Raw genomic sequence first — 22,486 nt, forward strand, 5'->3', positions numbered from 1 at the left:
TGGTGAGGTGTATGTCTGCTTGCGCACGCGTGCTACCTCCAGTCTTTGCCCTAGCATCGCTTGGGCTGAAGACCTTTAAGCCCGCATAGTGATTTGAGGGATTAACAATGGCTCGCCGTTTAAAGTTTCACTCAGTTGCCGTCACTTACTTCGATATGGTCCGCCGTTGCGAGTCCATCCGCGAAGCCGCGCGGCGTTTGAATGTCGCCTCATCAGCGGTAAACCGTCAGATCCTTAAGCTCGAAGATGACATTGGTGCCCCCCTGTTCGATCGACTCAATTCCGGACTTCGATTGACGCCTGCCGGCGAGTTATTCGCGCGTCACATCGGTGTGGTTTTGCATGACGTTGAAAGACTGCGCGCAGAATTTGACGCCATGGAGGGGCTGCGTGCTGGGCATGTAGAACTGGTAACGGTAGAGACGCTAGCGGTCGACCTCTTACCCACGGTGATGGAGATAATGCATCAGCGTTATCCGAGGGTGACTATTGGGGTTTCTCTCTGCGGTGCTGATCGCATTCCTGACGCGATCGTCGAGGGAGCCGCTGACCTTGGTTTGGCGTTTGCGCTGCCCAGACACGAAGAACTTCAGCAGCTAGCCCTCGGGCATTTTCGACTTGGCGCAATAGTGCCCCCAGGACATGCATTAGGCGCAAGGGTACAAGTCAGTTTCGGTGCTTGCGCCGATTACGATCTCATCCTGGGTAAACCTGAATTATCGACTCGCCATCGATTGGCGGCTCTGCTCAAGGCAGCGAATATCCCAGGCAAAGCCCGAATTGAGTCTGGCTCACTCGAGCTTGCTAAGCAGATGGTGCTCCGGGGCCGTGGCATCGCTTTCCAGACCAGATTTGGTATTGAGGCGCAAATGGAGGCGAAGCTGCTAAAAATGCTGCCGCTAACGGATGGCGGCGGGATTTTTTGCGATCTTGGGTTGTATAAGCGGGCAGGTCGTTATATCCCGACTGCTGTCGATGCCTTTGCCAGAATTCTCGCAGATGAGATTTTGCTCCGCGAGCGCCAAGAAGCCGCTGATTACAGGACTCTTGGCTAGCGATGCCAAAAAAGCATCAGCTAGAGCGATAATCGATGCTTTTCGTAAGCGGCTCAACCGATGACACTAAAAGTCTTCACGCAGGAGTTGCTCCCATGTCAAACGCTCAACTCGTACCTACAACCATTGAAATCTCCGATACGGCTGCATCGCTGCCGATCATCGATATGTCCGGACTGCGCTCATCGAACATCGATGTACGTGCCAAGGTAGGCCGGCAGATCGGTGCGGCTTGCCGCGATAAAGGGTTCTTTTATGTGACTGGTCACGAGATATCCTCGGCCCTCCAGCAGCGAGTCATCGACCAGGCAGCGAAGCTGTTTGCACTGCCACCCGAGGAAAAAGCCAAGGTTGATAAGTCGCTCTCTCAAGCAAATCGAGGCTACGAACCACTACGCAATCAGGTGCTTGAGGCCGGGGCGCCCGCCGATGTCAAAGAGGGATTTTATATCGGGCAGGATAAACCGCTCGACCACCCCGATGTTTTGAACGGTAAGTTCAACCAAGGTCCAAACCTCTGGCCAGAAGCCTTGCCTGAGTTTCGTGCAACGATGGAGCAATACCAAAGGGAGCTGGAGGGTGTCGCGCAACTGCTGATGCAAGGTGTTGCGCTGTCCCTGGGTCTTCCTGAGCAGCACTTTGCCAGCTTCTGCCACGATGCGATGACGACCTTAAGGCTGCTCCATTATCCTCCCCAGTCCCCTTCGGCAGCACCTGGTGAAAAAGGTTGCGGAGCACACACCGATTGGGGCGGCCTGACGCTGCTACTCCAGGACGACAATTCGGGCTTGCAGGTTTGGGATCAGGAAAGTAACGACTGGATTTGGGCGATGCCTGTGCCTGGCTCCTACGTGGTAAACATCGGCGACCTGATTTCGCGCTGGACCAACGATCTGTATCGCTCGACCTTGCATCGGGTGGTGAATTTGTCAGGGAACGAGCGTTACTCAGTGCCCTATTTCTATTCTGGAAATGTTGATCACAAGATCGAGTGTATCCATCAATGCCTCATTCCAGGAGAGTCGCCCAAGTACCCGGTGATCACTGTCGAGGACCACTACAAAAACATGTTCCGCAAAACCTACGCCATGTAATGCGGTCTGCACGGCCAGCGCGATCGCACTGGCCTTTATCCAGCCATTCTGACAATGCCCCGCACGAAGCTTTGGGACGATGAAACACTTGCGCCTGAATGGGAATGGTCACCGGCTGGGCTTGACGGCAGCTTTTGCGAGGTATGCCGGGCACCAACTGAAAGTGGACCTCGTGTAGAGCGGCCCCTGGAGCAATCACGGTTGGACCTATCAGCATGAGCAGTCGAGATCGCTACTCGAACGTATGCGTTCGGCGAACCCACCTCCAAACTCCAGCATCAAGGGCGATGGTGTCCGCCCTTGCACAGGTACAATCCAGGTCGCAGGTGAAGGTTATCTGGTTGAACGCATGGTTCGATCGGTAATGACGCAGATGCCACCCATGACCTGATCGACCAGGCGCCTATGCGTCTGAAGAGACTTTCAAGGGAGATCATTACTGCCTCAGATTGCGCAGGCAGGGTTGGTCACTTCCGGATCAGCCGAGTACCATTTCCCCGCCTCCTAGGGTAGTTTTGACGATCCCCGCAATTACACGTTGCCCTGTCTCCTGCGCGAGCTCCTGATACCAAGCTTGCGTATGCGCCGGGCTTCTTCCGTGGGTCAGTTCTGACCGGCTACGGGCACGCAGCATGATCTGCGCGGTGCGATCGACACGAGCGGTGTTGTAGAGGTCAAGCGCGGCTACGACATCAGCGGCTCTTAGCTCCAGGCATTTGGCAAGTACCCAGGCATCCTCCATAGCCTGACAGCCTCCTTGGCCCAAGTCAGGCGCCATGGGGTGCGCCGCATCGCCCAGCAGAACTACCCTGCCTTTGACGAAGCTGGTGATTGGCGCTATGTCGTGGATTTCGACGCGGCTGACGATGGAGGTATCCATACGCTCTATTAGGGCTCGCACTGGAGGAGCCCAGCCTTCGAAGTGGCTGTACAGCTCTTCACGGTAGCGTTCCCGCACATTGAGAGTTCCAGCGGGAAGTGGTACATCGAAAAAGAAGTAGAACTGGCCGTTGCCGATAGGCATGAGCGAAACGCGTTTTTGGTCACCGACAAACTGGGTCCACTCGGCAGCAGAAGCAAGATCGTCGCTAGCGTCCACGCGCCCATTCCAGTTGACATAGCCGCAGTAGTCACGCGCTACTTCGCAGCCTGCCACGTAGTTGCGCAGCCGCGAGTGGGTACCGTCAGCGGCCACCACAAGATCGGCCTGGATGCGCTGGCCATCGGAGAGCTTCACCAGCACACCGCCCTCCTGAGCCTCGACACTGTCGCAGCTCACACTCAGAGTGACGTTCTCAGCGCCACAGGCATTCAGCAGGACTTTCTGCAAGACTGTACGGGCGATGGGGCAAGCGCGCTGCTCGACGGATTTATATAGCGGTTCGAGGCTGAAGCGGGTTAGCAGGGCACCTTTGTGCGTGCTGTAACTCATGGTGTCCATGCTACCGCTGAAGCTTTTGATCTCATCTCCGAGACCAAGCTTTTCTAGGATGTTGACGCCGTTGGGCCAGACGGAGATCGCTGCGCCTGCAGGTGTCAGCTCTGCAACCCGATCGAACAGCCGTACGCGATGTCCGTGACGTTGCAGGGCAATACCCGCCGTTAGCCCACCGATGCCTGCGCCGATGATGACGATATCCAACGGCTTCGAGTTAGAAGGTGAAAGAGTCATTGCGAACGCACCAAAGATGAAGAGATGAAAAGATCGCTTGGGCTGATTGTTCCTGGTCATTTGCCAGTGTGAATTGGGAGAGCACCTCCACCAGCACTGGTTAGTGTCCGCGCACCGGGACACGGGTAGCATGCCACGCATGCTCCCCACGTCTTTTCAGGTAAAACAATCGCATACTTAGCTCAGGAAGAACTGGCTTAGTCCTTGGCTACGCAACCCTTTGCGATAGGCAATCGAGCTCATGTCCGCCGGAATGTGCACTTCTAGAGATGGATCGAGTGGCAGACGCTCCGGTTTTTGAGCTTCGACGATAAGACGATCCTCTTCGAACACCTGAAAGTTAAAGCTATGAACGTCCTCTACAGGAATATGCTTGTCAAAATTACGCGCGATCGGGGCAAACATTCGCGTGTATTTCGCCGACACGGGGGAAGCCGCATTCATGATCACCAGCCGACCATCGTTCGGAAAGTGCACCTTCAGAGTAGCCGTGAACGGCAGGTGTACCTCGAAGTGTCTCAGCCAAATGAAATCAGAAGGAATGTCAGCCTCTACGCCGATCGGGTAGTTTGCCACTGTGCTTAGATAGCGAACTTCGAAACCTTGAGGTGTTTCTTCGGGACGATAGGCAGGAACCTCAACGTTGTTCGGATTGCCAAAAGTGTCCGTGTGAACGAAGCCAAAATGAGCGACATCAAGGAAGCCCTCAAGCTGACGCCCTGCAAATGCCTTAACGTCGAAAGCTGGGCAAACAATTTGCTGAAACCCTGCATCCTCCCAATGAGGCATGTTCGGTATGTCGACTTGATCGTTCTGAGGATCGAGGCACGTCCAGATCAGTCCATAACGCTCGACCGCAGGATACGTGTAAAGCTGCATACGGCTTGGGATGGATCCATTGGGGCTTGCCGGAACCTTGTTGCACTTGCCTCCGTGACCGAAGCGCAAGCCGTGGTACGGACAAACCACTCCTTGGCCGTCGCTCTTCCCCATACTCAGCGGAACACCACGATGCGGGCATACGTCCCGCGCCACGATCAACTCTTCGCCTATCCGATAAACCACAAGCGGCTCGTCGAGAAGCATCGCTTTGATCGGCTCAACGCCCACTGTGATTGATTCGGCGATTGGGTACCAATGCGAAGCGAGAATGCGCCAGTCACTTTCGACAAAAGTGCAATTGAGTGGAAGAGTACGGTCTTTGATCATGGGACATAAGCCTCGTCAGCTGCCATAACGGTCTGAAAAGCGCGCTCTGAGGCGCTTCGGTATGGACTTTAAGATCACGGCGTGATGAACTCAAACATCGATTTCTCATCATCGCGTTGCAAAAAACACAACACATGTTCCCTTTCTCTCGATTCACCCGGTACTTTCTCGAGGTCACTCAGCACCGCAGCATTCGCCGAGCGGCGGAGGTTTTGCACGTCTCTGCCTCGGCTATTGATCGGCAGATTCTTAAGGTTGAGGAAGAGCTTGGAGTGCCCTTATTTGAGCGACTCCCAAGCGGTTTGAGGCTTACGTCCGCGGGCGAATTAGTATTGGCGAATGCCCGTCAGTGGCAGAAAGAATATGCTCGAACTCGTGAGCAGATCGACGAGATGCAAGGGTTGCGCCGCGGTCATATCGATATTGGATTGATCGACGCGCTTAGTGAGGGAATGGTGGCTGAAGCCATCTCGTCTCTCATGCAGCAGTACCCGGGCCTCACATTTGGTATGAAGGTTGCTGACAGCCAGAATGTCGCAAAAATGATTGCCTCTGCTGAGGTGGACTTCGGCTTCGTTCTGGATGCTGTTGCGGGGGCTGAGCTGTCGGTGACCGCGAGTGCGGTGATCAAGATGGGTGTTGCCATGCCCACTTCCCATCCACTGGCGGGAAGGAAAAGCCTACGTCTGAGCGATACTCAGGATGTGACAGTGATCTTCCCTGCTGCTCCCTTGGTTGTACAAAAGCACGTGCATGCGCTTCACGATCATTTGAGGCTTGATGTTCGGCAGCGAGTAGCGTGCAACGATTTGCGTATGATGCGTTCGTTAATTCGCGCCGGCGTGGGGGTGGGGATTCTGTCCTGGTTGGATGTCGCAAGCGAAGTAGAAGCGCAAACCATTGCCTTCGTTCCTCTTGACGGTATCCACGTCAGTCATCCAGTTCTTTCCATTTGTGTAGCTCCTCATCGCCAACTCTCACGTGCGGCACTGTTGGCATTATCGGATCTACAGAAACGTATGGCCGACCTGATTAGATCTCATTAATCGAAGCATTTCTGTGGACTTCCGGCTGGTAAGTGCATCATTACGTGAGTTGGACCGATTGATCCACGAGCAAGGTTTTCGTGAGGATTTGTACTACCGAATTAATGGCATGCGAGTGGTGATCGCACCGCTTCGCGAGCGTCAGGATATTCCCGAACTTATTAAGAAGTTGTTGCAGCAGCTCTCGCCAAACGAGCCCAAACAACTATCAAGCGAGGCTAGGCGCCGGTCCGCTCTCCTCTGCTGCAGCGCTGACTGTTGCTAGTAGCAACAGCACCAATCCTCCCCCTACCGAGATTGCTTGTTTCATTCCCTTCTCCTTCCGTGAGCGGTGATGCCAATTGGATCTAGAGATTTCTCTCTTTTGGCTGACAAGTCGTGCAACAAGATCTATTATAAGTACGTACGTACTTTCAACATTCAAACGGGGCGGCTACCCCTCTCTAGGAGCAAGCGATGGAACTCAAAATCTCATGCGGCAATGTTTCCCAAGCACTGGCTGAGTTGAAGCCTGGTGAATCTCTGATCGTGCCGTGCAATGGCAAAACCACTCAATCAACTCAGTCGAGCATCGGGTCGATGCTCGCCCGCCGTCAGCTGGCCAGCGCGATGTACAGCCAGAGCAAAGCCCTGGTCGTACGGGACGAGCTGTCCCTTCCCATTCCGGTGATCATCGTTACCCGGCGTGCGGCAGAAATTGCCGGCGCAGCGTGAGGAGAAAATCATGAATACTCATCGTTGCGTTTTATTGCAGGGCGTTCAGAACATCAAGAATGCCTATGCACATCTGCTTCAGGCCCGCTCTGACCAGGCTTGCCAATCAAGCGCGTTGATCATGGTCGACGGAGTGGTCTGTACAGTCCCGCTGGGTCAAGGTCTCATTGACATCGACCGAGCAGAACCGGTGCAAGCAAAGGGCAAAGCCATCTGCCACAGCGTGGCCTGCCCTTTCATCATCCTTTAAGGGGAAGGCGCCCCTTTGGGCGCCTTGTACCTCGCCATTGGGTGTCTATTCAGTACGACCATCCCCGTCGGATGAACGTTAAACTCCAAGTAACTCGACTCGTAATCAGCCTTTGTAGCTCCGTCGAATACCGAGTCAGCCAACCACGCGGCCATAGCGGCTTGAATGGCGTGACGCCCCATGGCCTGCTCATCATTTTCTTCCATTGCTTTGACCAGTTCGCTGGCCCAGAACGGAACTGCACTCTGCGCAAAAGACTTCCCTTTTTCCCGAATCATTTCGCGTTTTGACTCTGCAACAGCAACCAATCCGCTCAGATCTATTTCGGTTTGAAAGAGAGCGGTTTCTTGTTGTTCGGTGTTGAAAAACTTGAATTGTAGAATCACATGCTTGCTCCAAATGAACGAGAGGGCCGTAGCCCTCTCTGGATGGTTATGCTGGCCGTGGAGCCCTGGGCTTCGGCGCTGGAGGGGCTTCCTTCCAGTGAATGCCATGCTCGGCCTGCCGCTGTCTGATCAGCTCAGAATGCCTCATCACCCCCACTGTCTTGTCGATGCTCTTCCCAGCCTCCTCAAAGCTATGGAACACCCCATGAGGCTTGCGCTCACCATCCACTGGTTTGCCTGGGATTCCAGTGCTGTAAGGAATGTGCGTGGAGGTTCGTACCTGGAACACTTCGAACTTGTCGCCCGGGCCTTCGGTATTGTGGAAGACGTCGAGGCGTTTTCCGTGGACAAGCCGGCCAGGCTCCCCGCGTTCGTTGAGCTTTGAAGGCTCGGACGTATGATCGAATTCACGTGACTTGAAAATAGTGGTACCGGCGATGACGCGTTCCCGCAGACGTTCGTCGCCCTCTGCAGGCGCTGCGGGCAACTTTTCAACGTTGAACACCCGATTCAGGCCTTGATCGCGAAAGGGAGCTTCGGATTCGTGCCCTTGGTGCTGAGCCAGCTTGGCCACCAACTGACGCGCTATGTGCTGGCTTTCAATGTCCTTGGGCTGCGCCTCGATCGCGGCGATGACCTCTTTGTATTCGCTACCCGTCAGGCGATGCCGTTTTTGTTCAGCAATGTCCTGCAGGACGCCTTGCCATTCTTGAATCGAGCTCGCACTCATCGAAGTCTCCTTCCCTTGTAAAATCCCGGTCGAGGGCGACGTAGAGTGCGGCGGCACCCGGCATCCCTTTCGGTTTTGAATTTCTTCATCGCTTGGGCGATTGGCCTGGTCGAACGAAAACGATCCATCGTCGTAGCGTTCGAGGTAGCCCCATGTGCAGTCTTTGTCACTTTGCCCAGGTTTGGGCGGTTGAGCCCACCACGGTTCGCGAGTCACTAAATGCTTCATAGGCCACCTCCTTTGCTTTGGATCGTCACATGGTGAAGTTCGCCATAACCTGATTAGTTTGTTGGTCGACCAGGTCGATCGAGCCGCGCACGATCTGACCGACTGCGGTGTTGCCATCAGCTTCCGGGATGTACAGGTACAAGGTGCCTCGAAGGTCAAGGCTGCCTTTTGCCCGGGCTTCTTCGATGATCCGAGCCTGGGCAGAGTCATTGACTTGCAGGCTGCATGGGAACGCCGATGGCTTAACCTGCAGGTTCATTCCTTGAGCGTTGCGAACAGGATTCGCCCAGCAGTACTGCCCGTAGCTGGTGAGGGGGAACGAATGCGTATTGAAATCGTATGGACCGACAGAAACGTTCTGCATGCTCAACACGCTTGATACCCCAAACCCGGAGATCGGCAGCGAGTAGTAATCATTGGCAGCATAGGATTTCAGCGAGGCCTCGAATGCCGGCCACTGGGCTGACTCGATGTCCTTGCGCTTGAAGGCGTCGCTGGTGGCCAGGTAGTCGGCGGAGAGGTAGCCCATCTTGTCCTCCGTCGTGGCCCCAGGCGCCTTAGCAAGCACCAGGAACGTGAGTGGCTTGCCGTTGTTACTCGCCAAGTCCTGGTACTGGTTCAGCGGAACAGAAGTGTCGATCACTTGTGCAGGCTTTTCCGGTGCCGCGGGAGGCGTCTGTGCGTTCTGGCTCTGCTTGGGTGTGGATACTGGTGCAGGTGCTTCCTTGTCATTGCATCCAGTCAGGAGCCCCATCACAACACATGCTGCAGCAGTCATTTTTAGGTTCATAAAGCATCAATTCCGTTGAATTTTTTGGTCAGCCGAACAAAGTGTGCATATCCGACTTCCAGGCCCCGAACTGGTTCGCCTTGATGCGTACCCCGATTTCATGCAGGTTCGGAACACGAGTGACTAACTTAAACAGCAAGAGCGGGCTTTTATCGGGTACCAGCTCCCAGCTGGACACCTGATCAAAGTCAATCAAGGTCGCGCTGTTCAAGTTGACGTCTACGTACAAGGCCTTCTTTGCTGCGGCATCAAAGCCGACGTAGCGGTTGAACATCACCGAGACGACTTCATGGCTCGGGTTGAAGCCCGTCATCTTGGCCTTCTCGACCATGCGATCGAGGCGCGATTTGAAATAACGTGGAGCCACCGAGAACAGCAGGTAACCGAGCCCGAAATAGACCAGCGCGATGGCCATGATCCCCAGCGATACCTCTGTGTCCCTGGAAAAGTGGGCACAGGCGATCAGGAATACGGCAATCACTGGCAACAGACCGAGCCAATAAAAAGGACGAAGGACCCACCAGATAATGTTCATATCGACCCCCTCAAAAGTCCGTATGAGATACACAATACGGAATTAGGTTAGGTTCATTCTACCTTGACCCATTGACAGGTCAATCCTCAATTGATAAGGGGCCCGAAGGCCCCCGATTTGATCATCCCTTGATCCCATCTCCTCCCTTGGTGCGTCTGTTGTCGCCCCCAGCTCCCCCTCTGGGCGCCAAGTGCTCGAGGCGGCTACCGAAGATGTTCATCGCGTTGCGCATCCGCTCATTGTCCTCACGGCCCACCGATGCAGCGGCGTGACCACCGACCCAGTTAATGACCTGGTCGGGAACGATCAGGATCAGGTTGAAGCAGCTGTGGACCAAGGTCAAACACATGCTGCAGTAGATCGCCAAGTAGAAGATGATCGAGAACAATCCCGTCACAGAGTCGAACTGAGCATTGGCCAGGGCAATCCCGAAGCACTGGTTGAGCAACGTGCCTCCTGCGATCAGCGCGGCCCCGCCCAAGAAGAACCCGACGACCATCAGTGCAGGGCGGATCATCACGTTCAGCAGGAAAATATAGCCATGGGAGGTTTTGTGGCCCATGCCCTCCCCTTCGCTACCCAGATGCGTAAAGGCCCACAGTGGCGCCGCAATGATTGCTTCGCCAACCACTACCAGCCAGTTGACCGCGGCCCCAAACCAGATGATGAATGGAACCATGGGGAGATATGTCGAGAGCGTACCGCCCAGAATGAACATCGCCAGGACGAGGCCAATGATGAATGGTGATACACCTTCAAGCACGCCGCTCAAAGCATCTCCAACCGATGTCACGGCGTTTGCCACCTTGGCGAATACGCCGGCAACACTCCAGCCATCCTTGACCTTCTCGATGGCCTTCGCGGTCACATAGGCGCCCATGGCCGTTTCTGCCGCAACCATCGTGTAGTCGCCCAGGTTCTTCATCTTGATCAGGGGGTTGAGCTGACCCAGCCCTTCGCCGCCGGCATTCACGTCGATCAGGTAGTTCACGATTCGCTGGCCAGGCGCAGCGAACATACTCCCGATGATGTTGCCCGCATCCGCGCCTACGACGCCTTTGGAGTAGTCGCCGGTAGCACTGGTGCCTGCCGTAGGGGTGTAGGAGGTTGTTTCCTGCTGGGCCTTATAGGCCGCGTAGGCTTCGTCGTATACGGATACGACTGAGGGATCTCCGCTGGTCGACATACCGAACACAGTTGCTTTTGCGGCCATGGCGTCAGAAAGTTTGGTGTTCGCTTGAGCGAAAGTCTGATACCAGGCACCCAATAACCGACAGGTTCATGGCGCTCACTGAGGCTGTTGTAGCGGCGATCGCCCCGGTCAACGTGACAGTTGAGGTTCCGATCGCGCCTACAACGCAGCCGTCGCAAAGTGCGTAAGCGGGAGTTGAAGCTGCGGAGCCGATCAGGAGAGCTACGGCCAGAGGAGTAATGCGGAATATGGTCTTCATGCGTGTTCTCCCCGGTGGCTTTGTTCGGCGTAGTACTCGGTTACCAGATCCTCTGCCAATTTCTTCACGACGCTCACCTTGGCGTTGGAGGTAGACGCGTACTCGAGTGCCTCAATGTGAGTCTTGGCAGAACCCAGAGGGAACCGCTTGGCGAGGACCTGGCGAGCAGCCATAGGACCGATCCGGTTGTACAACTCTTTTCGTAGCGCCATATCCTGCTGGGTGGTAGACATTGCCCAGAGTTCAAGCGGACCAGTTGTATTGGTCAAAATTTGGGTGATCGTGCCTTGGTTCGTCTTGAATAGGGCCAGCATATTTGCGCCATTGCGCCCAGGACCTATGCACTGCAGGTGCAGCTGCTGGATCGTTTCGTGAGAAACCTTGAAGGTTTCGCGCAGCACGTTTTCGTCATCCACATTTCCGCCGCGCAACACATAGACCGATGTGGCCGCGTTGAGCAGGGCCTGGGGAAAGTCTCGCAGATACTGTGAAATCACCATGATTCGGATACCCCACTTCCGGCCTTCACGACCGTCCTTCTTCAGCGTTTCCACTGGGGTATCCATGCCTTCGGTGTTGTGCCATTCGTCATAGGCTATGGTCTTCTGCTGCGAAGCCACATCTTCGGCACGCTTCAGGTGGTAGTCGAGGTACAGCGGCGGAGATACAAGGCGGATGTCTTCCTCGCGCAGGAAATAGTTCTTAGCCCCTAGGTGGCGGGCAAACATGTACATGCAGGAGGTTCTGATCGAGCCCTCTGGTGTTTTCGATCCAATTACGTCGTTGAGGTCCACCGAAATGACTCGTGTCGTCGAGTCAACTTCAAATCGTGTACGGCCGGAAAAGACCGCGTACGTCGTCGATGCTAAGGTGAAGCAACGCCCCATGTACTTCAGGAGTGACTCGCCGCCGCTGGCCATCTTGATATCTCCGAATGTCTGACGCACGCCTTCGTTGTTCAGCATCGCAGTGAAGTCGGGCAGTACAGGGGCCGCTTGGCGGTGAGCGTAGGTTGCTTCACGCACATAACCGGCAGCGAACAGCATGTCAGTCACTTCGTACCAGGTTGCAGCACTCCACCATTTCTCATCATGCTCAGCGCTGATCCCCGACTCGGCTAGCACCTTGTCCACCGCAGGCACTACATCAGGTTCATACAGATTGGCGCCTCGACCCGCTTTGTCGTCATACACAAGGGTCATCAGCATTTCGTTGACCGCGGCACAGTCGGAAGGCGTGCGGGCTTTAGCCCCGCCTTGACCATCACTGGCGACGCTGGCACAGAGCAAATTCAAGAAGTCGACGCAATATTCGCGTTCTCGGCGAGTGGGTTGACGCGCCCCAAGCTGAGGATCAAAAGGATTCGATGCGAAGTCGCGATTGTTCTGCAGCCTGATGTACGCCGCTTCGGACTTCCGATGATCTGGAAGCGAATCCTGGATCATTTGAATCAGACCTGAGGAGGATGGGCCAACATCCGCAATCGTTAGCAGAGGGAGCTGGGTCGCACCTGGACGATGCAACGTTGCGTTGTGCATGCAGTTCGCAGCGACCGACTTACCCGAGCCTGGGATGCCTGAGACAAGTTCGATCCAGGTGTCTTGGATCGAGCTGCCTAGCCCAATCGGATAAATCTTTCCATCCGGAGTCCGAGTGATCCACGAACCGTTATCTGGCCACGGGGTCGCAGGCCGCTGCAAAGGCAACATTTTCATGGCCTCTTTCAACGGTGGCAGAAGACGGTTAGCGGTGTTTTTTGTCGTGAAGCCTGGGATCGAGGATGCGAGAGCGGCCATGGGGTCGCCATGTGTTTTCTGTACTTGGCAGGTGCCCCAAGACTGGATTGCCTTCTCCAGGCGGGAAAGCCTGGTTTCGAGATCTGTCTTGGTATTGCTCCAGCAAGAGGCCATGACCTTCATCGACATGACGGCCTGATCTTTCGAAATTGCCTCTAAGTCTTTGAAAGAATCGCGGATCGCCCTGTTGTCTGGCAACACGCCGACAAAACCGACCATCAATTTGCGCGCACGCATCATTGAAAGCCCGCCCGGCGAGATATCGAAACGAATGCGCCACGGATCCTTTTTACCAACGGCGTCAAAAAGTTTTGAGAAGTGAACGACGTCTTGCGGGCCAAGCTCCATCGCAAGCGATCCATGCCACAGGCTGTCAGTCTTGACGTAGTTACCAACTGGCTCAACGTCGTTGCTGCAGACTTGATAGCAGAGGCGCGGGGGTACGAGTTCCGAATAGTCTTTGGCGTCGGTCGAGCCGCGAAGCATGAAACGGTCGCCGACGATTTGGGGCCGGAACTTCTGTGAAGTGCCTTCCCGATTCAACATGATCCTGATGCGCTTGATCGCCTCGTGGGCGCTCAATGGCTTCATCATGATCCCTTTCTTGCCCTCAACCCCACACGAGATGAAGTCGTCCATGAGCCGATCAATCATCGTGTCATGACGGTACTTGAGAGCAGCCAGGGCAAATGCGGGATTTTGCCCATAGGTGAGCCGCGGAAGCTTGTGCTTCGAGGCACTTTTAGCCAGTTCGCCGAGTTCGCGATCCTGTTCTTCCTTGCTCAAGGACGTGAGGTGCGTGTAGACGACCAGCAGGTTTTGCTCCCAGGCGCAATGCGGAGCGTTTCGCTTCACTCGATCAAGAATGATGTCCTCGCTTTTGAGGCCGATTCGTCGGGCGGTATTCAACAAGGGTTCGGCGAGGCGCATAAGCTCATCGGTAGCACGCTCAGGATCACGCTCGAAGCTGAACGTCAGGCTATGGCCCTTTTCACGCATATATCCGGTCATGCGGATGCGCAGGGACTCCAGCATCTCTGAAAACTCAGCTTCAGAAAGCATCTGGTACGTGCCCTGCAGATCGAATACTGTCAGCAGCGAGTAGTCACTGTTGACCAAGGTGTAGGGATCCTTCAGATCCGGGGATTTCTCGATATCAGCATCGGTCAGCCCCACAGCAGTGGCCAGTTCGCAGTAACTGGTCATGTCCTTGTGAATGAAGTGTTTTGCGAGGTACTCCAAGGTACCTTCCAGTGCGTCTACGCACTTATCGAGAAGTCCCATGCTGCCTCCTTAGCTCGGCGCGTTCATCACATCGTGATGTACTTGGGCCCACGTAGAAGTGGGAGCTGCGCCATACGCATCCTGTGCCCAACCCTTAACGACCTGGCTGAACTGAGCGGGATTGAAAATGACGCTCAACCCTTGGAAAACGAGGGAGTTAACATCGGCGTCAACCTTGCCGAGGCGAGTCATCGCCTCAGCGAAAATTTTGGGCGAGTGAGTGCCCCAGGCCTTTTCGGTGTATTCCCGATGGGAAGCCATCCAGTTGAGGATTTTCTTCGCGTCCGCCTTCGTTTGTTCGTCCCCGGTTTCCAAGGCGATCATGGTGGCTCGCTGCAGATGATTCGCATCCTGGGGAGACAAGCCCGGGAGGTAGGCGATGAAGGCTTGGCCGTCGTCGATTTCACCCAGGTGCTGCCACCCATGACACAGCGGATCTACAAGCCGGAGATTTTCCGGCCGCAGATCCTGATGGTTATGGTTAATGTTGTGAACATGACCGGCACGAGCGCGTACACCGCAGAAATAGCACTGCCCCTGCGCCTGACGGGTAATGGTCGCCCGCATTTCGGCCGTCAGTTGCTCCGGGTTGGGCTCGATCGCATTTGGAGTGGCATCCCCCCAAACCCGCGCTTTCGTGGCCATGGCCATCAGCGGAAGAACGGGTTTCTCGAAGTTTTGGCCAAGCCCCGATACCGGTACTGTCTGATCCTGTTTCACGTCGCTCATGCAGTCTCCAAGGCAGCCATGTTTCAGGCTGCCAAGTGGTCTTGATCAGTTAGGAACTTTGCCGAACTCGCTACCGCTGATACCCACTGTCTCGCCGGCAGTGGTCATCATGAAACCAGTGCCGCCCAGCGCTGCCCCGGCGAGCATCGGGCCCCAGATCTGCTTGCCAGTAATTCGCGAGTTCTCGTCGTTGGTTTTCTTCCACATGTTCATGCCACCGAAAGCAGCGCCGGCGAACCCAAGCGCCAGGAAAATTGGACCAAGGCTCTCTTTGATGGAGTCGCCCTGTTCACTGCCCTTCTCAGCCATACCGGCGAGACCGTCGGCATAAGCGGTTTTGGTGACCAGCAACGTTGACATGGTGAGGCCGGCAGTCATGAGCATGAGGCCGCGCTGCATGGGGTTGGCTTTGTATTCCTCAGCTTTGGTCAACAGGCGGATATGGCCACGACGCACAGCATCAACTGCAAACTCGATAGGGTTAAATTTCATGATGACGCTCCTTGTTTTGTTACCAGTAGAGTTGGAAGGTGGCCTGGAAGGCCTCGATCACCTTGTCGACATGTGTCAACGCAGCGCCGAAAATCATGTGGGTTAGGCCGCGCCAAATGGCGTCGTCGCCCCCCTGTGAGCTTTCTCCCTCTAGTGCTGCTTTCTTCATCAGCAGCAGCCCTTTGAAGAAGAAGCAACCGCCTGCAAATGAAGCAAGGGTCAGCACCGCGTTTACAGCATCCTTAAACCTGCCAAAGCTATCGGCTCCGCTGTAGGAAATGGCCCCGTAGGTGGTAGAGCCGCTACCAAAGCTCGTCCAAGTTGTGCTGATCATCCCGGACATGTTGAACAGAGCAGCGCCAATCACGAGCACTGCGAATGTGCTGCCGAGCGTGATTGGACGGTGGCCAGGTTCAATGGTGGCAAGCTGCATCCGACGCAGCACGGTCCCGGCGTAAACCATCCCGGCGAGAGCGCTCAAGGACCAGAGCAACCCCCACAGAACGGCGACCAATGAGTTGGCCGCCGAGATGATCATGCTTGCCAGATCCATATTCGGTTCCTTAGCGGATCACGCCACGAGAAGTGGTGACTCGACGTGCCACAGGGTCAATCCCCGTGATCTTCACGCCGTCTACGAGATCGCCTACCTGGACTACGAAAGTTTTTTCTCCGTGCTGAATCCAGGCTTGGTCTGAGTAAACGGTATTCAGGGTGTAGCCAGCCATTGCCGATGGTTGGCTCACCTGAGCTTGACGGCGTACAGCGGGGGAATGGACAACTTTCTTGCCCGCATCAGCTTTGTCCGATTCGAGAAGAGCGACCTTTGCTTCTAATTCGCTGATGGTTTTTTGCAGACCGACCACTACACCGCTCAGGCTCCCCACTTGCTCATTGAGGCCTTTCAGTTGTTCGGCAGATAGAGCGGACTGTTCCGGACTCGCTGCCGGTACCACTGCCTCTTGAGGCTCCGGTTCAGGGGCCGTCAAAACGTTGTTCACAGCGGCTTGTTGCACTGGAGTGGGCTGCTGTTGCGCGCTGGTTTGATGTTTCGGAAACAGCTTGGGCACCATCACGAAGAGGACTGCCAGCACTACTGCCAGTACCAAGAAATGCCAGCCCTCAATCCGGTTGACGAAATTGAAGATGCGCTTCTTGCGGTCGCCCTGGATCGCGTTAGCTGGAGATGTTTTCTTTGACGGCTCTTCGGCTTTCGGCGCCTCAACCGGTTTACCCGACTGAGCGCCAGTTTTGAAAATGTCCAACTCTTCCGCTGCTTGTGTAGTCATGTGAAAGTCCTCTGCCCTAACTCAGTAGCGAGTGGGATCGACGATGGTTGGCTGGCCCATGTACTGCTGGCCATATCCTGGCGAGACACCCTGGTACCCACCGAACCCGTTCGAGTTAGTAGCACCTGCGGCATTTGGTGAGAGGCGATACTGCTGCTGAGGCTGGCCACCTGGTTGGCCGAGGGTATTCAGCTCGGCTTTCTGGTTCGCCATCAGCGCGTCCTTTTCTAACTGGTCACTGGCCAGCACTGGTCCAACGAATTGAACACCGATCGTGGAGTTGATTGGACGGATCACTTGTTTCTGCGGCATGTTGGCGGCGTCATTGGCCAGCACCTGCCCGGCCTGTTGGCCGATACCGCCGGCAAAGGTGCCCGCGACGGCTTGACCACTAGGCGTCGTTGGATATGTCTGAATCACGGCGCCTTCGCTCGTGATGATGTTCTCCGAGGCGGAGCGCTCGTACAGCTGACCAGTTTTGCCGATCGCCAGAGCCAGGGCAGGGAGAATGATTCGGCTGAAATAGCGGTTGTTCACATCACCCGACAGCGCCGTACGCATGCTTTCAGGATCAACCGCTTTGGCTGTGATCTTGTAGCTACGGCCCTTCCACTCCATGTAGGTAAAGGTCATATCAATGGTTTCGTTGAGGCGCTTGTAGCCCATCGCGAACACCCTGGCGCCTGCGAGTCGGCCACCCGGGATCTCAGCTGTAACCATCGAGTTTTCGTCAGTGTCGAGCTCGGTTTTAAGCAGCGCAGGCGTGAGGAAGAAACCGTCCACGACAACCTGGTCCTGTGCCTTGCCAGCACGCGAGTTCGTAGATTGCGCAGTGCTCGCGGTACCAGCAGCACCTCCTGCGCTAGTCAGGGACGCGGGTTTGATAGACTGCGAGTACGCCTGTTCCTGGGTCGTGGTGCCGGTCCCATGGGTTTTCACCGTCCAGCCGGTCATGAAGGCACCCACCTGATTCGCGACAAGCTTGTCCATTTCTTTGTTGCGCTCGACGGGCTGTTGGGGCTGTGCCGCGGCTTGGTAGTAATAGTTGACCTGAGGCTGCTGCTGGCCCGAACCTGCCTTATCCGCAGTTCCCGCAGGGTTCGCTTGGGCGGTTGACATGACGGACATGTAGGACTGCCCGTTGGACTCTGCCTGCTTGGCGTTGTTGTGGTTGTATTTCTCCAAGACCCGGCGATAGGCCTCACTCTCTTCAGTGGTGCCCCCCTTGCCATCACCGTTGATTACCCCGAGGTTGGAGCTGGTTTGATGGCGGCTATTGAGCCAGGTGTAACCGGCATAGCCGAGGGCTGCGACAGCAATTACTGCCGCGAGGATGGTTACCTTGGTCTGCCTTCCAATGTCAGCTTGAGTGCTCATGCGCTACCTCAGTAAATGTCGAGTTGGAGGGTGACTTTTTGACCCATCTGGGAGAGGGTGATGAAGGGAGTCACGGGTAAGCGGTACACACGAGTACCGTCGCCGGCAGCGAGGGTGTTATCGAATGCAGTTTGAAAATCCTGGCGAGTACGGACGTAGAGATTTCCGTCGTATTGCCAGATCTGGGTATGCGAAGGCACTGCGCCTTGCGCCTTCACCTGTTTGGCGTCTTTTGGTGGAATCCCATCCAGAAAGGCCTGCAGGAGGTCGTCGTAGAGGGCAATCTTCCCCGGGCCCATCACAGCCGCCTTGGCCAGCGGGCCACGGCCTGGAACACGCAGATCAAGCCGAGCGTCATACACACGGGCTCGGTCCTTCTTCCCATCGGGTTCGCCACTGACGATTTTGACGATCACCGGTGTTGTAGCCCCTTCCAAGTACAGAGCTAGGCTGCCGGTCTCGTAAGCCGATGGAGTCGACACCACTACTGTATGGGTACCCTGCAGCCATTCCGCGCTATAGAGATCGGGGTTGGAAACACGAGGCGTAGCGGCCAGCGGCCACGGAGCTCCCGTTGAGTCCAGCACGATGAGGTTGGACAGCTCACCGGGAACCACGCGCAACACAGGCATCGACGCGCCAGGGCTCAAATCAACCGATACGCTGGAAATACGGGGGATTCCCCGTACTGGCTGCCAGGCCTTCGCCTTTCGCGTGTTCTCCAACGCCTGACGCATTTGCTTGATTTGCTCAGGGGTGAATGGCTGAGCGACCTCCATCGCCTCGTCGAAATGATCATTTTCAGGCGGGTTCAGGGGAGGCAGTGGAGCTGTACCGTTTTGCTGTTGAGGATCTCCAGCGGGTTGCCCTGCCACGGCGTAATTTGCTGGCCCGTAGTTGGTCTGTGGGAAAGCATTCTGCATCTGAGGATTCACGCCAGGCTGTGGAGCACCTGGCGCGGCGGGAAAGCCCGACTGCCTGCTAGGACCTTCAACCCGGACCCATTGCCCCCCGTTCGGCGCTTGAATGGGCTGCTGTTGGCCTTGCGTGGGTTGGCCTTGAGGTTGGGCTTGCGCACCATTGCCTTGTTGCTCTGCCTTAGCCGTGCCGATCGCTAGCGTCAAGACTGACGCGACGAAGACTGATTTCATCATCATGGGTTCCTCCTTACCGGGGCGTGGTGACAATGCCGTCCAGCCCTACGCCCACGATGGAATCCAGTGTGGGAATACGTGCGACAGGCACTTTGGCGATGAATCGCTTGGGTTGAAGGTCGGTGGTTTGGCCGACCAGCTTGATCTCGATCGGAACTTCGATATGGCGGACGAAAACACCGTCAACAATCTCGGATTTCACTAGCACGCCGGTTTCAGTGGTAACCGTCATGTTCATGCGCTTGGATTTAACGAGGTCCAGGTAGCCTGCTGACTGCAGCTGCTCCAAATACTGTGCAAACCCGCGCTTGGTCCAATCGCCACGTACGTCTTCAAGCTGTTGCCTGTAGTCGGTGAAGTTGATCGTCATCGAGCGGTTCAGCGCATCCCGTGCGAATTGAATCGCCTCGGCGTCGGTGATGTACGGCTCTTCAAGAGGAACCAGCCTGACGATCCGGAGGCCGTCGGCTGCGAAGTACACGTAGTGGGGGTGCATCACAAACCAGCCGAACACACAGTTCAGGCCTATCGAAATTGCAAGTCCCCAAGACAGGACCAGGTTTGATTTGACGATGCTGGACGTATGGCTGGCCAACTGCTTGCGATCTTCCAGATCACGTGCAACTGGATCGACTGCATCCTGGTTTTGATGCAGTTTTTCAGCGATTTCTATCAGCTCTTGTTCGTATGCTGCACGTCCGAGATCCTCCCTCGATCCAGGATGTTCGAGATGCGGCGCTGCTGCGTCCCTGATGTTGGTCATGTCTGGCCCTCCGTTTTCCGTATTCTAACCATGATGCGGAATCGGTCAACACAAAAAAACTTTTTGCCTGACCCGTAATAACGGGGGCCGTATGCTTTCTAGTTTTACGGCATACCTACAATACGAAATTGCCAGTAATGGCATTGTGATTTCATTACGACTCGTACTTCACCGATATTTTCTGGTATGGGTCGTATTTCACCGATGAAATGTGCGCAGGATTTGGCCTTCAACCCCCCCAAAACAGGGGCTTGCAGGTCAAATTTCGGGTGATCAAAACCCGCCCTGGGGCAGTGGCCTGCATTCGTACATCACCGATGCCAGTCGTATATCGCCGATGCTGTTTTTTTTCACTTGCTGTGGCTCGTATATCGCCGATTTTTCGGTTCGTACATCACCGACAGTTACGTCGTATATCGCCGATGCGAAATTTCGTATTTCACCGACGTACGAAGCGTTCGGATCCCCCGACATACAAGGGCAGTCGTGGGGAGGGGGTTCGGGATCAATGCGGCTACCCGCTTAGACAACGCAGCCCATTCTAATTAGAAAAACGGTTCTGAAATTTGGAGGGAACCCAGTAAATACGCGGGTTTCAGCGGGTTGACGGGGCGAAACTGAGCCTCTAGCCTTCGCCAAAACTTGCTCAACGAATGCCACTTTTTAGGAAGGTTTTATCGAAAGGTCGAGCGATTAAAAGAGGGATCCGGCCACCGTTGCCGGGCAAAAAAAAAGAGCCCACACATCTGGTCCTGGCAGATCGATGACGTGAGGGCCCCTTTCAGGTAATTCGAGTATGGACACCTGCACTCTGCTGCGCAATACGCGGCACGGGTTAATTCGCCCTGAATTTGTCAGCTTCTTCATTGAGGCCTGCTTGTGAGCAACCTCATCACGGCAGCTTCGACGGCGCCTGCGCACCCGGGTTATTACCAGCCGGCGTCAGCGATGAGCCGTATCCTCGAAGAGGCTTCTTATCTCGCACGCTGCAGTGACAATAAAACGGCGATGAGAGTACGGCCGCGTGAATACGCGATCCGCTACCCCTACATGCAGGTGAATCGTCCTGGCCGTGTGTCATGGCTCGTTTTCGATCTCGACCATACCAACTCCCTGATTTGGGAGGAGCATGGGCTTCCCCCCCCCAACTTCATTGTCCGTAACCGAAACTCAGGCAACTCGCACCTCTATTATGCGATTGCTCCGGTGTGTACCACCGAGCGAGCCCGTGAAAAGCCGATCCTGTACATGAAGGCTGTCTACGACAGCATGGCCGCACTGCTCAAGGCTGACCCCGATTACCACAGTGGTCCAGTTGCCAAGACACCAGGTCATCCTTGGTGGATCACCACCGAGCTGCACAATCATGTCTACGACTTGGGCGATCTGGCTGAAGAACTCGACTTGGCCAGGCCGATGCCTTTGTGGTCCAAAGGACCCGACATGGATGCAGTGTCCCACTCCAGGCATTGCACCTTGTTCGAACGTGTCCGTTTCTACGCATACAGCATCGTCAATGCTGAGCGAGCTGGAGGTTACTTCGAGTCGTTTTACTCTCGGGTCCTTGCGCAATGTCACAACGACAACCGTTTTCGCACGCGAGAACGTTGCAACGACCTGCCCTTGTCATCAGTGCGCGCCACGGCTAAATCGATTGCCCGATGGACCTGGTCCCATTACCGCGGAAGTGGTGACTATCACCGTGGTGTGATGGAGCTTGATCGATCGCTGCCACTCGAGGAGCGCCAGAGCCTCGCCGCCAAACGGACCCATGCAGTCAGGCAAAACCAGACCGCAAACAAGATCCGTGGGGCTTGCCGGCAGTTGATCGCTAAAGGGTCTCATCTTACCTACACCGCTATCGCCCTGACTGCAGGCGTCTCTCGCCAAACCGTGGCCAAGTACAAGGCGGTCATCACAGAAGCACAGTCGCCGTCGGTTGTTCCCCTTCGCCCTAAGCAGACCCCCCAGACCACCCCAGCAGCACAACCAGCCGGTCCAAACCATGGGGCTGAGCCAATTAAACCTGGTGTAAAGGATGCTGTATATCAGGTACCTGCCCCTACCGGGGCTGCTTTGCTTCCGCCTTTGCCTGATTAGTTATTCAGATGGTGGGTGTGCATGGGGAGTGATTCGACACACTGAACCTCCAGCCTGCTCTACATAACCTGCTCTCCTCCGTGCCACCTTCATTCCATCCTTGAATATCTCCGTTAGGTGCGGTGCCGCTCTTGTTAATGGGCGTGCTCCTACGTGGAATCTGGTGCATCTCACCCTTACGAATCGCTCAGATTGCAGCGTAGAGCGCCCTCTTTATTTCTGAGATGGACTTTGAGCTGGCATTTGTCAGGGATTGCCAGGTTGCTGCCTCGATCACGGACAGCGTGGTTAATCGGAAACCTTGCGGAATGTGTGGGTTCTTGGGCGGATGATCATTGACGT

General features: G+C 55.5%; 22 protein-coding genes and 1 pseudogene. 8 read left to right on the forward strand and 15 right to left on the reverse strand.

The annotated features are described in order from the left end of the window. Nucleotides 1-107: 107 nt before the first annotated feature. The gene (locus tag DMX12_RS26125; RefSeq protein WP_009682457.1) at nucleotides 108-1,055 is read left to right on the forward strand and encodes a LysR family transcriptional regulator; all 948 of its coding nucleotides are present in this window, start codon (nucleotides 108-110) and stop codon (nucleotides 1,053-1,055) included. A gap of 95 nt (nucleotides 1,056-1,150) precedes the next feature. After that, complete coding sequence (locus DMX12_RS26130; protein ID WP_009682456.1) at nucleotides 1,151-2,149, forward strand: isopenicillin N synthase family oxygenase; 999 nt, start codon at nucleotides 1,151-1,153, stop codon at nucleotides 2,147-2,149. Nucleotides 2,150-2,627: 478 nt separating this feature from the next. Here DMX12_RS26130 and hpxO read toward each other — a convergent pair whose 3' ends face one another. Both hpxO and DMX12_RS26140 read right to left on the reverse strand, forming a co-directional pair. Continuing rightward, nucleotides 2,628-3,881, reverse strand: a complete 1,254-nt coding sequence (hpxO, locus tag DMX12_RS26135) for an FAD-dependent urate hydroxylase HpxO (protein WP_009682455.1) — start codon at nucleotides 3,879-3,881, stop codon at nucleotides 2,628-2,630. A 117-nt stretch (nucleotides 3,882-3,998) separates the two neighbouring features. Beyond that, nucleotides 3,999-5,030, reverse strand: coding sequence for an aromatic ring-hydroxylating dioxygenase subunit alpha (locus DMX12_RS26140; protein WP_110679850.1), 1,032 nt, complete (start codon nucleotides 5,028-5,030; stop codon nucleotides 3,999-4,001). A 134-nt stretch (nucleotides 5,031-5,164) separates the two neighbouring features. Here DMX12_RS26140 and DMX12_RS30445 point away from each other — a divergent pair. The 5 genes and pseudogenes from DMX12_RS30445 to DMX12_RS26160 all read left to right on the forward strand — a co-directional run. After that, nucleotides 5,165-5,344 (forward strand): annotated as a pseudogene (locus DMX12_RS30445) (LysR family transcriptional regulator); the annotation flags it as partial. An 18-nt stretch (nucleotides 5,345-5,362) separates the two neighbouring features. After that, nucleotides 5,363-6,076 carry a LysR substrate-binding domain-containing protein gene (locus DMX12_RS26145; RefSeq protein WP_228393817.1) on the forward strand — a complete coding sequence of 238 codons (714 nt, stop codon included), beginning with the start codon at nucleotides 5,363-5,365 and terminating at the stop codon, nucleotides 6,074-6,076. A gap of 7 nt (nucleotides 6,077-6,083) precedes the next feature. Beyond that, on the forward strand, nucleotides 6,084-6,341 hold the full coding sequence (locus DMX12_RS26150; protein WP_323370650.1) for a sigma 54-interacting transcriptional regulator: 258 nt from the start codon (nucleotides 6,084-6,086) through the stop codon (nucleotides 6,339-6,341). Nucleotides 6,342-6,532: 191 nt separating this feature from the next. Beyond that, nucleotides 6,533-6,790, forward strand: coding sequence for a hypothetical protein (locus DMX12_RS26155; RefSeq protein WP_009682452.1), 258 nt, complete (start codon nucleotides 6,533-6,535; stop codon nucleotides 6,788-6,790). A 10-nt stretch (nucleotides 6,791-6,800) separates the two neighbouring features. Next, nucleotides 6,801-7,040 (forward strand): hypothetical protein, encoded by a 240-nt coding sequence (locus DMX12_RS26160; protein WP_009682451.1) that lies wholly within the window; start codon nucleotides 6,801-6,803, stop codon nucleotides 7,038-7,040. Here the strand turns inward: DMX12_RS26160 and DMX12_RS26165 are convergent. The 13 genes from DMX12_RS26165 to DMX12_RS26230 all read right to left on the reverse strand — a co-directional run bounded on the left by DMX12_RS26165 (nucleotide 7,037) and on the right by DMX12_RS26230 (nucleotide 20,044). Continuing rightward, nucleotides 7,037-7,426 carry a hypothetical protein gene (locus DMX12_RS26165; RefSeq protein ID WP_009682450.1) on the reverse strand — a complete coding sequence of 130 codons (390 nt, stop codon included), beginning with the start codon at nucleotides 7,424-7,426 and terminating at the stop codon, nucleotides 7,037-7,039. The two genes, DMX12_RS26160 and DMX12_RS26165, sit on opposite strands and share 4 nt — an antisense overlap. 46 nt (nucleotides 7,427-7,472) lie before the next feature. Continuing rightward, the gene (locus tag DMX12_RS30085) at nucleotides 7,473-8,384 is read right to left on the reverse strand and encodes a hypothetical protein (protein WP_172828426.1); all 912 of its coding nucleotides are present in this window, start codon (nucleotides 8,382-8,384) and stop codon (nucleotides 7,473-7,475) included. 25 nt (nucleotides 8,385-8,409) lie between these two features. Beyond that, nucleotides 8,410-9,174 (reverse strand): hypothetical protein, encoded by a 765-nt coding sequence (locus DMX12_RS26180; protein ID WP_031325694.1) that lies wholly within the window; start codon nucleotides 9,172-9,174, stop codon nucleotides 8,410-8,412. Nucleotides 9,175-9,202: 28 nt separating this feature from the next. Beyond that, nucleotides 9,203-9,709 carry a hypothetical protein gene (locus DMX12_RS26185; protein WP_009682447.1) on the reverse strand — a complete coding sequence of 169 codons (507 nt, stop codon included), beginning with the start codon at nucleotides 9,707-9,709 and terminating at the stop codon, nucleotides 9,203-9,205. 121 nt (nucleotides 9,710-9,830) lie between these two features. Then, nucleotides 9,831-10,976, reverse strand: coding sequence for a DotA/TraY family protein (locus DMX12_RS26190; protein ID WP_256599169.1), 1,146 nt, complete (start codon nucleotides 10,974-10,976; stop codon nucleotides 9,831-9,833). A gap of 180 nt (nucleotides 10,977-11,156) precedes the next feature. Continuing rightward, entirely contained in the window at nucleotides 11,157-14,240 is a 3,084-nt protein-coding gene (locus DMX12_RS26195; protein WP_023662980.1) for a conjugal transfer protein TraU, read from the reverse strand. A 9-nt stretch (nucleotides 14,241-14,249) separates the two neighbouring features. Next, nucleotides 14,250-14,969 (reverse strand): HNH endonuclease, encoded by a 720-nt coding sequence (locus DMX12_RS26200; RefSeq protein WP_033690307.1) that lies wholly within the window; start codon nucleotides 14,967-14,969, stop codon nucleotides 14,250-14,252. A gap of 45 nt (nucleotides 14,970-15,014) precedes the next feature. Beyond that, nucleotides 15,015-15,461, reverse strand: a complete 447-nt coding sequence (locus DMX12_RS26205) for a DUF6750 family protein (RefSeq protein ID WP_009682439.1) — start codon at nucleotides 15,459-15,461, stop codon at nucleotides 15,015-15,017. A gap of 19 nt (nucleotides 15,462-15,480) precedes the next feature. Beyond that, entirely contained in the window at nucleotides 15,481-16,014 is a 534-nt protein-coding gene (gene traQ, locus DMX12_RS26210; RefSeq protein ID WP_009682438.1) for a conjugal transfer protein TraQ, read from the reverse strand. Between the two features lie 10 nt (nucleotides 16,015-16,024). Beyond that, the gene (locus tag DMX12_RS26215; RefSeq protein WP_009682437.1) at nucleotides 16,025-16,750 is read right to left on the reverse strand and encodes a hypothetical protein; all 726 of its coding nucleotides are present in this window, start codon (nucleotides 16,748-16,750) and stop codon (nucleotides 16,025-16,027) included. Between the two features lie 21 nt (nucleotides 16,751-16,771). Continuing rightward, nucleotides 16,772-18,127, reverse strand: a complete 1,356-nt coding sequence (traO, locus tag DMX12_RS26220; RefSeq protein WP_023662978.1) for a conjugal transfer protein TraO — start codon at nucleotides 18,125-18,127, stop codon at nucleotides 16,772-16,774. Nucleotides 18,128-18,135: 8 nt separating this feature from the next. Next, nucleotides 18,136-19,284: a DotH/IcmK family type IV secretion protein gene (locus DMX12_RS26225; protein WP_009682435.1), complete on the reverse strand. Its 1,149-nt coding sequence runs from the start codon at nucleotides 19,282-19,284 to the stop codon at nucleotides 18,136-18,138. Nucleotides 19,285-19,294: 10 nt separating this feature from the next. Continuing rightward, on the reverse strand, nucleotides 19,295-20,044 hold the full coding sequence (locus DMX12_RS26230) for a DotI/IcmL family type IV secretion protein (protein WP_009682434.1): 750 nt from the start codon (nucleotides 20,042-20,044) through the stop codon (nucleotides 19,295-19,297). 879 nt (nucleotides 20,045-20,923) lie between these two features. Here DMX12_RS26230 and DMX12_RS26235 point away from each other — a divergent pair. After that, on the forward strand, nucleotides 20,924-22,144 hold the full coding sequence (locus tag DMX12_RS26235; RefSeq protein WP_009682433.1) for a replication initiation protein: 1,221 nt from the start codon (nucleotides 20,924-20,926) through the stop codon (nucleotides 22,142-22,144). Nucleotides 22,145-22,486: the final 342 nt, after the last annotated feature.

This window comes from Pseudomonas sp. MB-090624, assembly GCF_003205245.1.
In the GTDB taxonomy this organism is placed as follows: Bacteria; Pseudomonadota; Gammaproteobacteria; order Pseudomonadales; family Pseudomonadaceae; genus Aquipseudomonas; species Aquipseudomonas juntendi.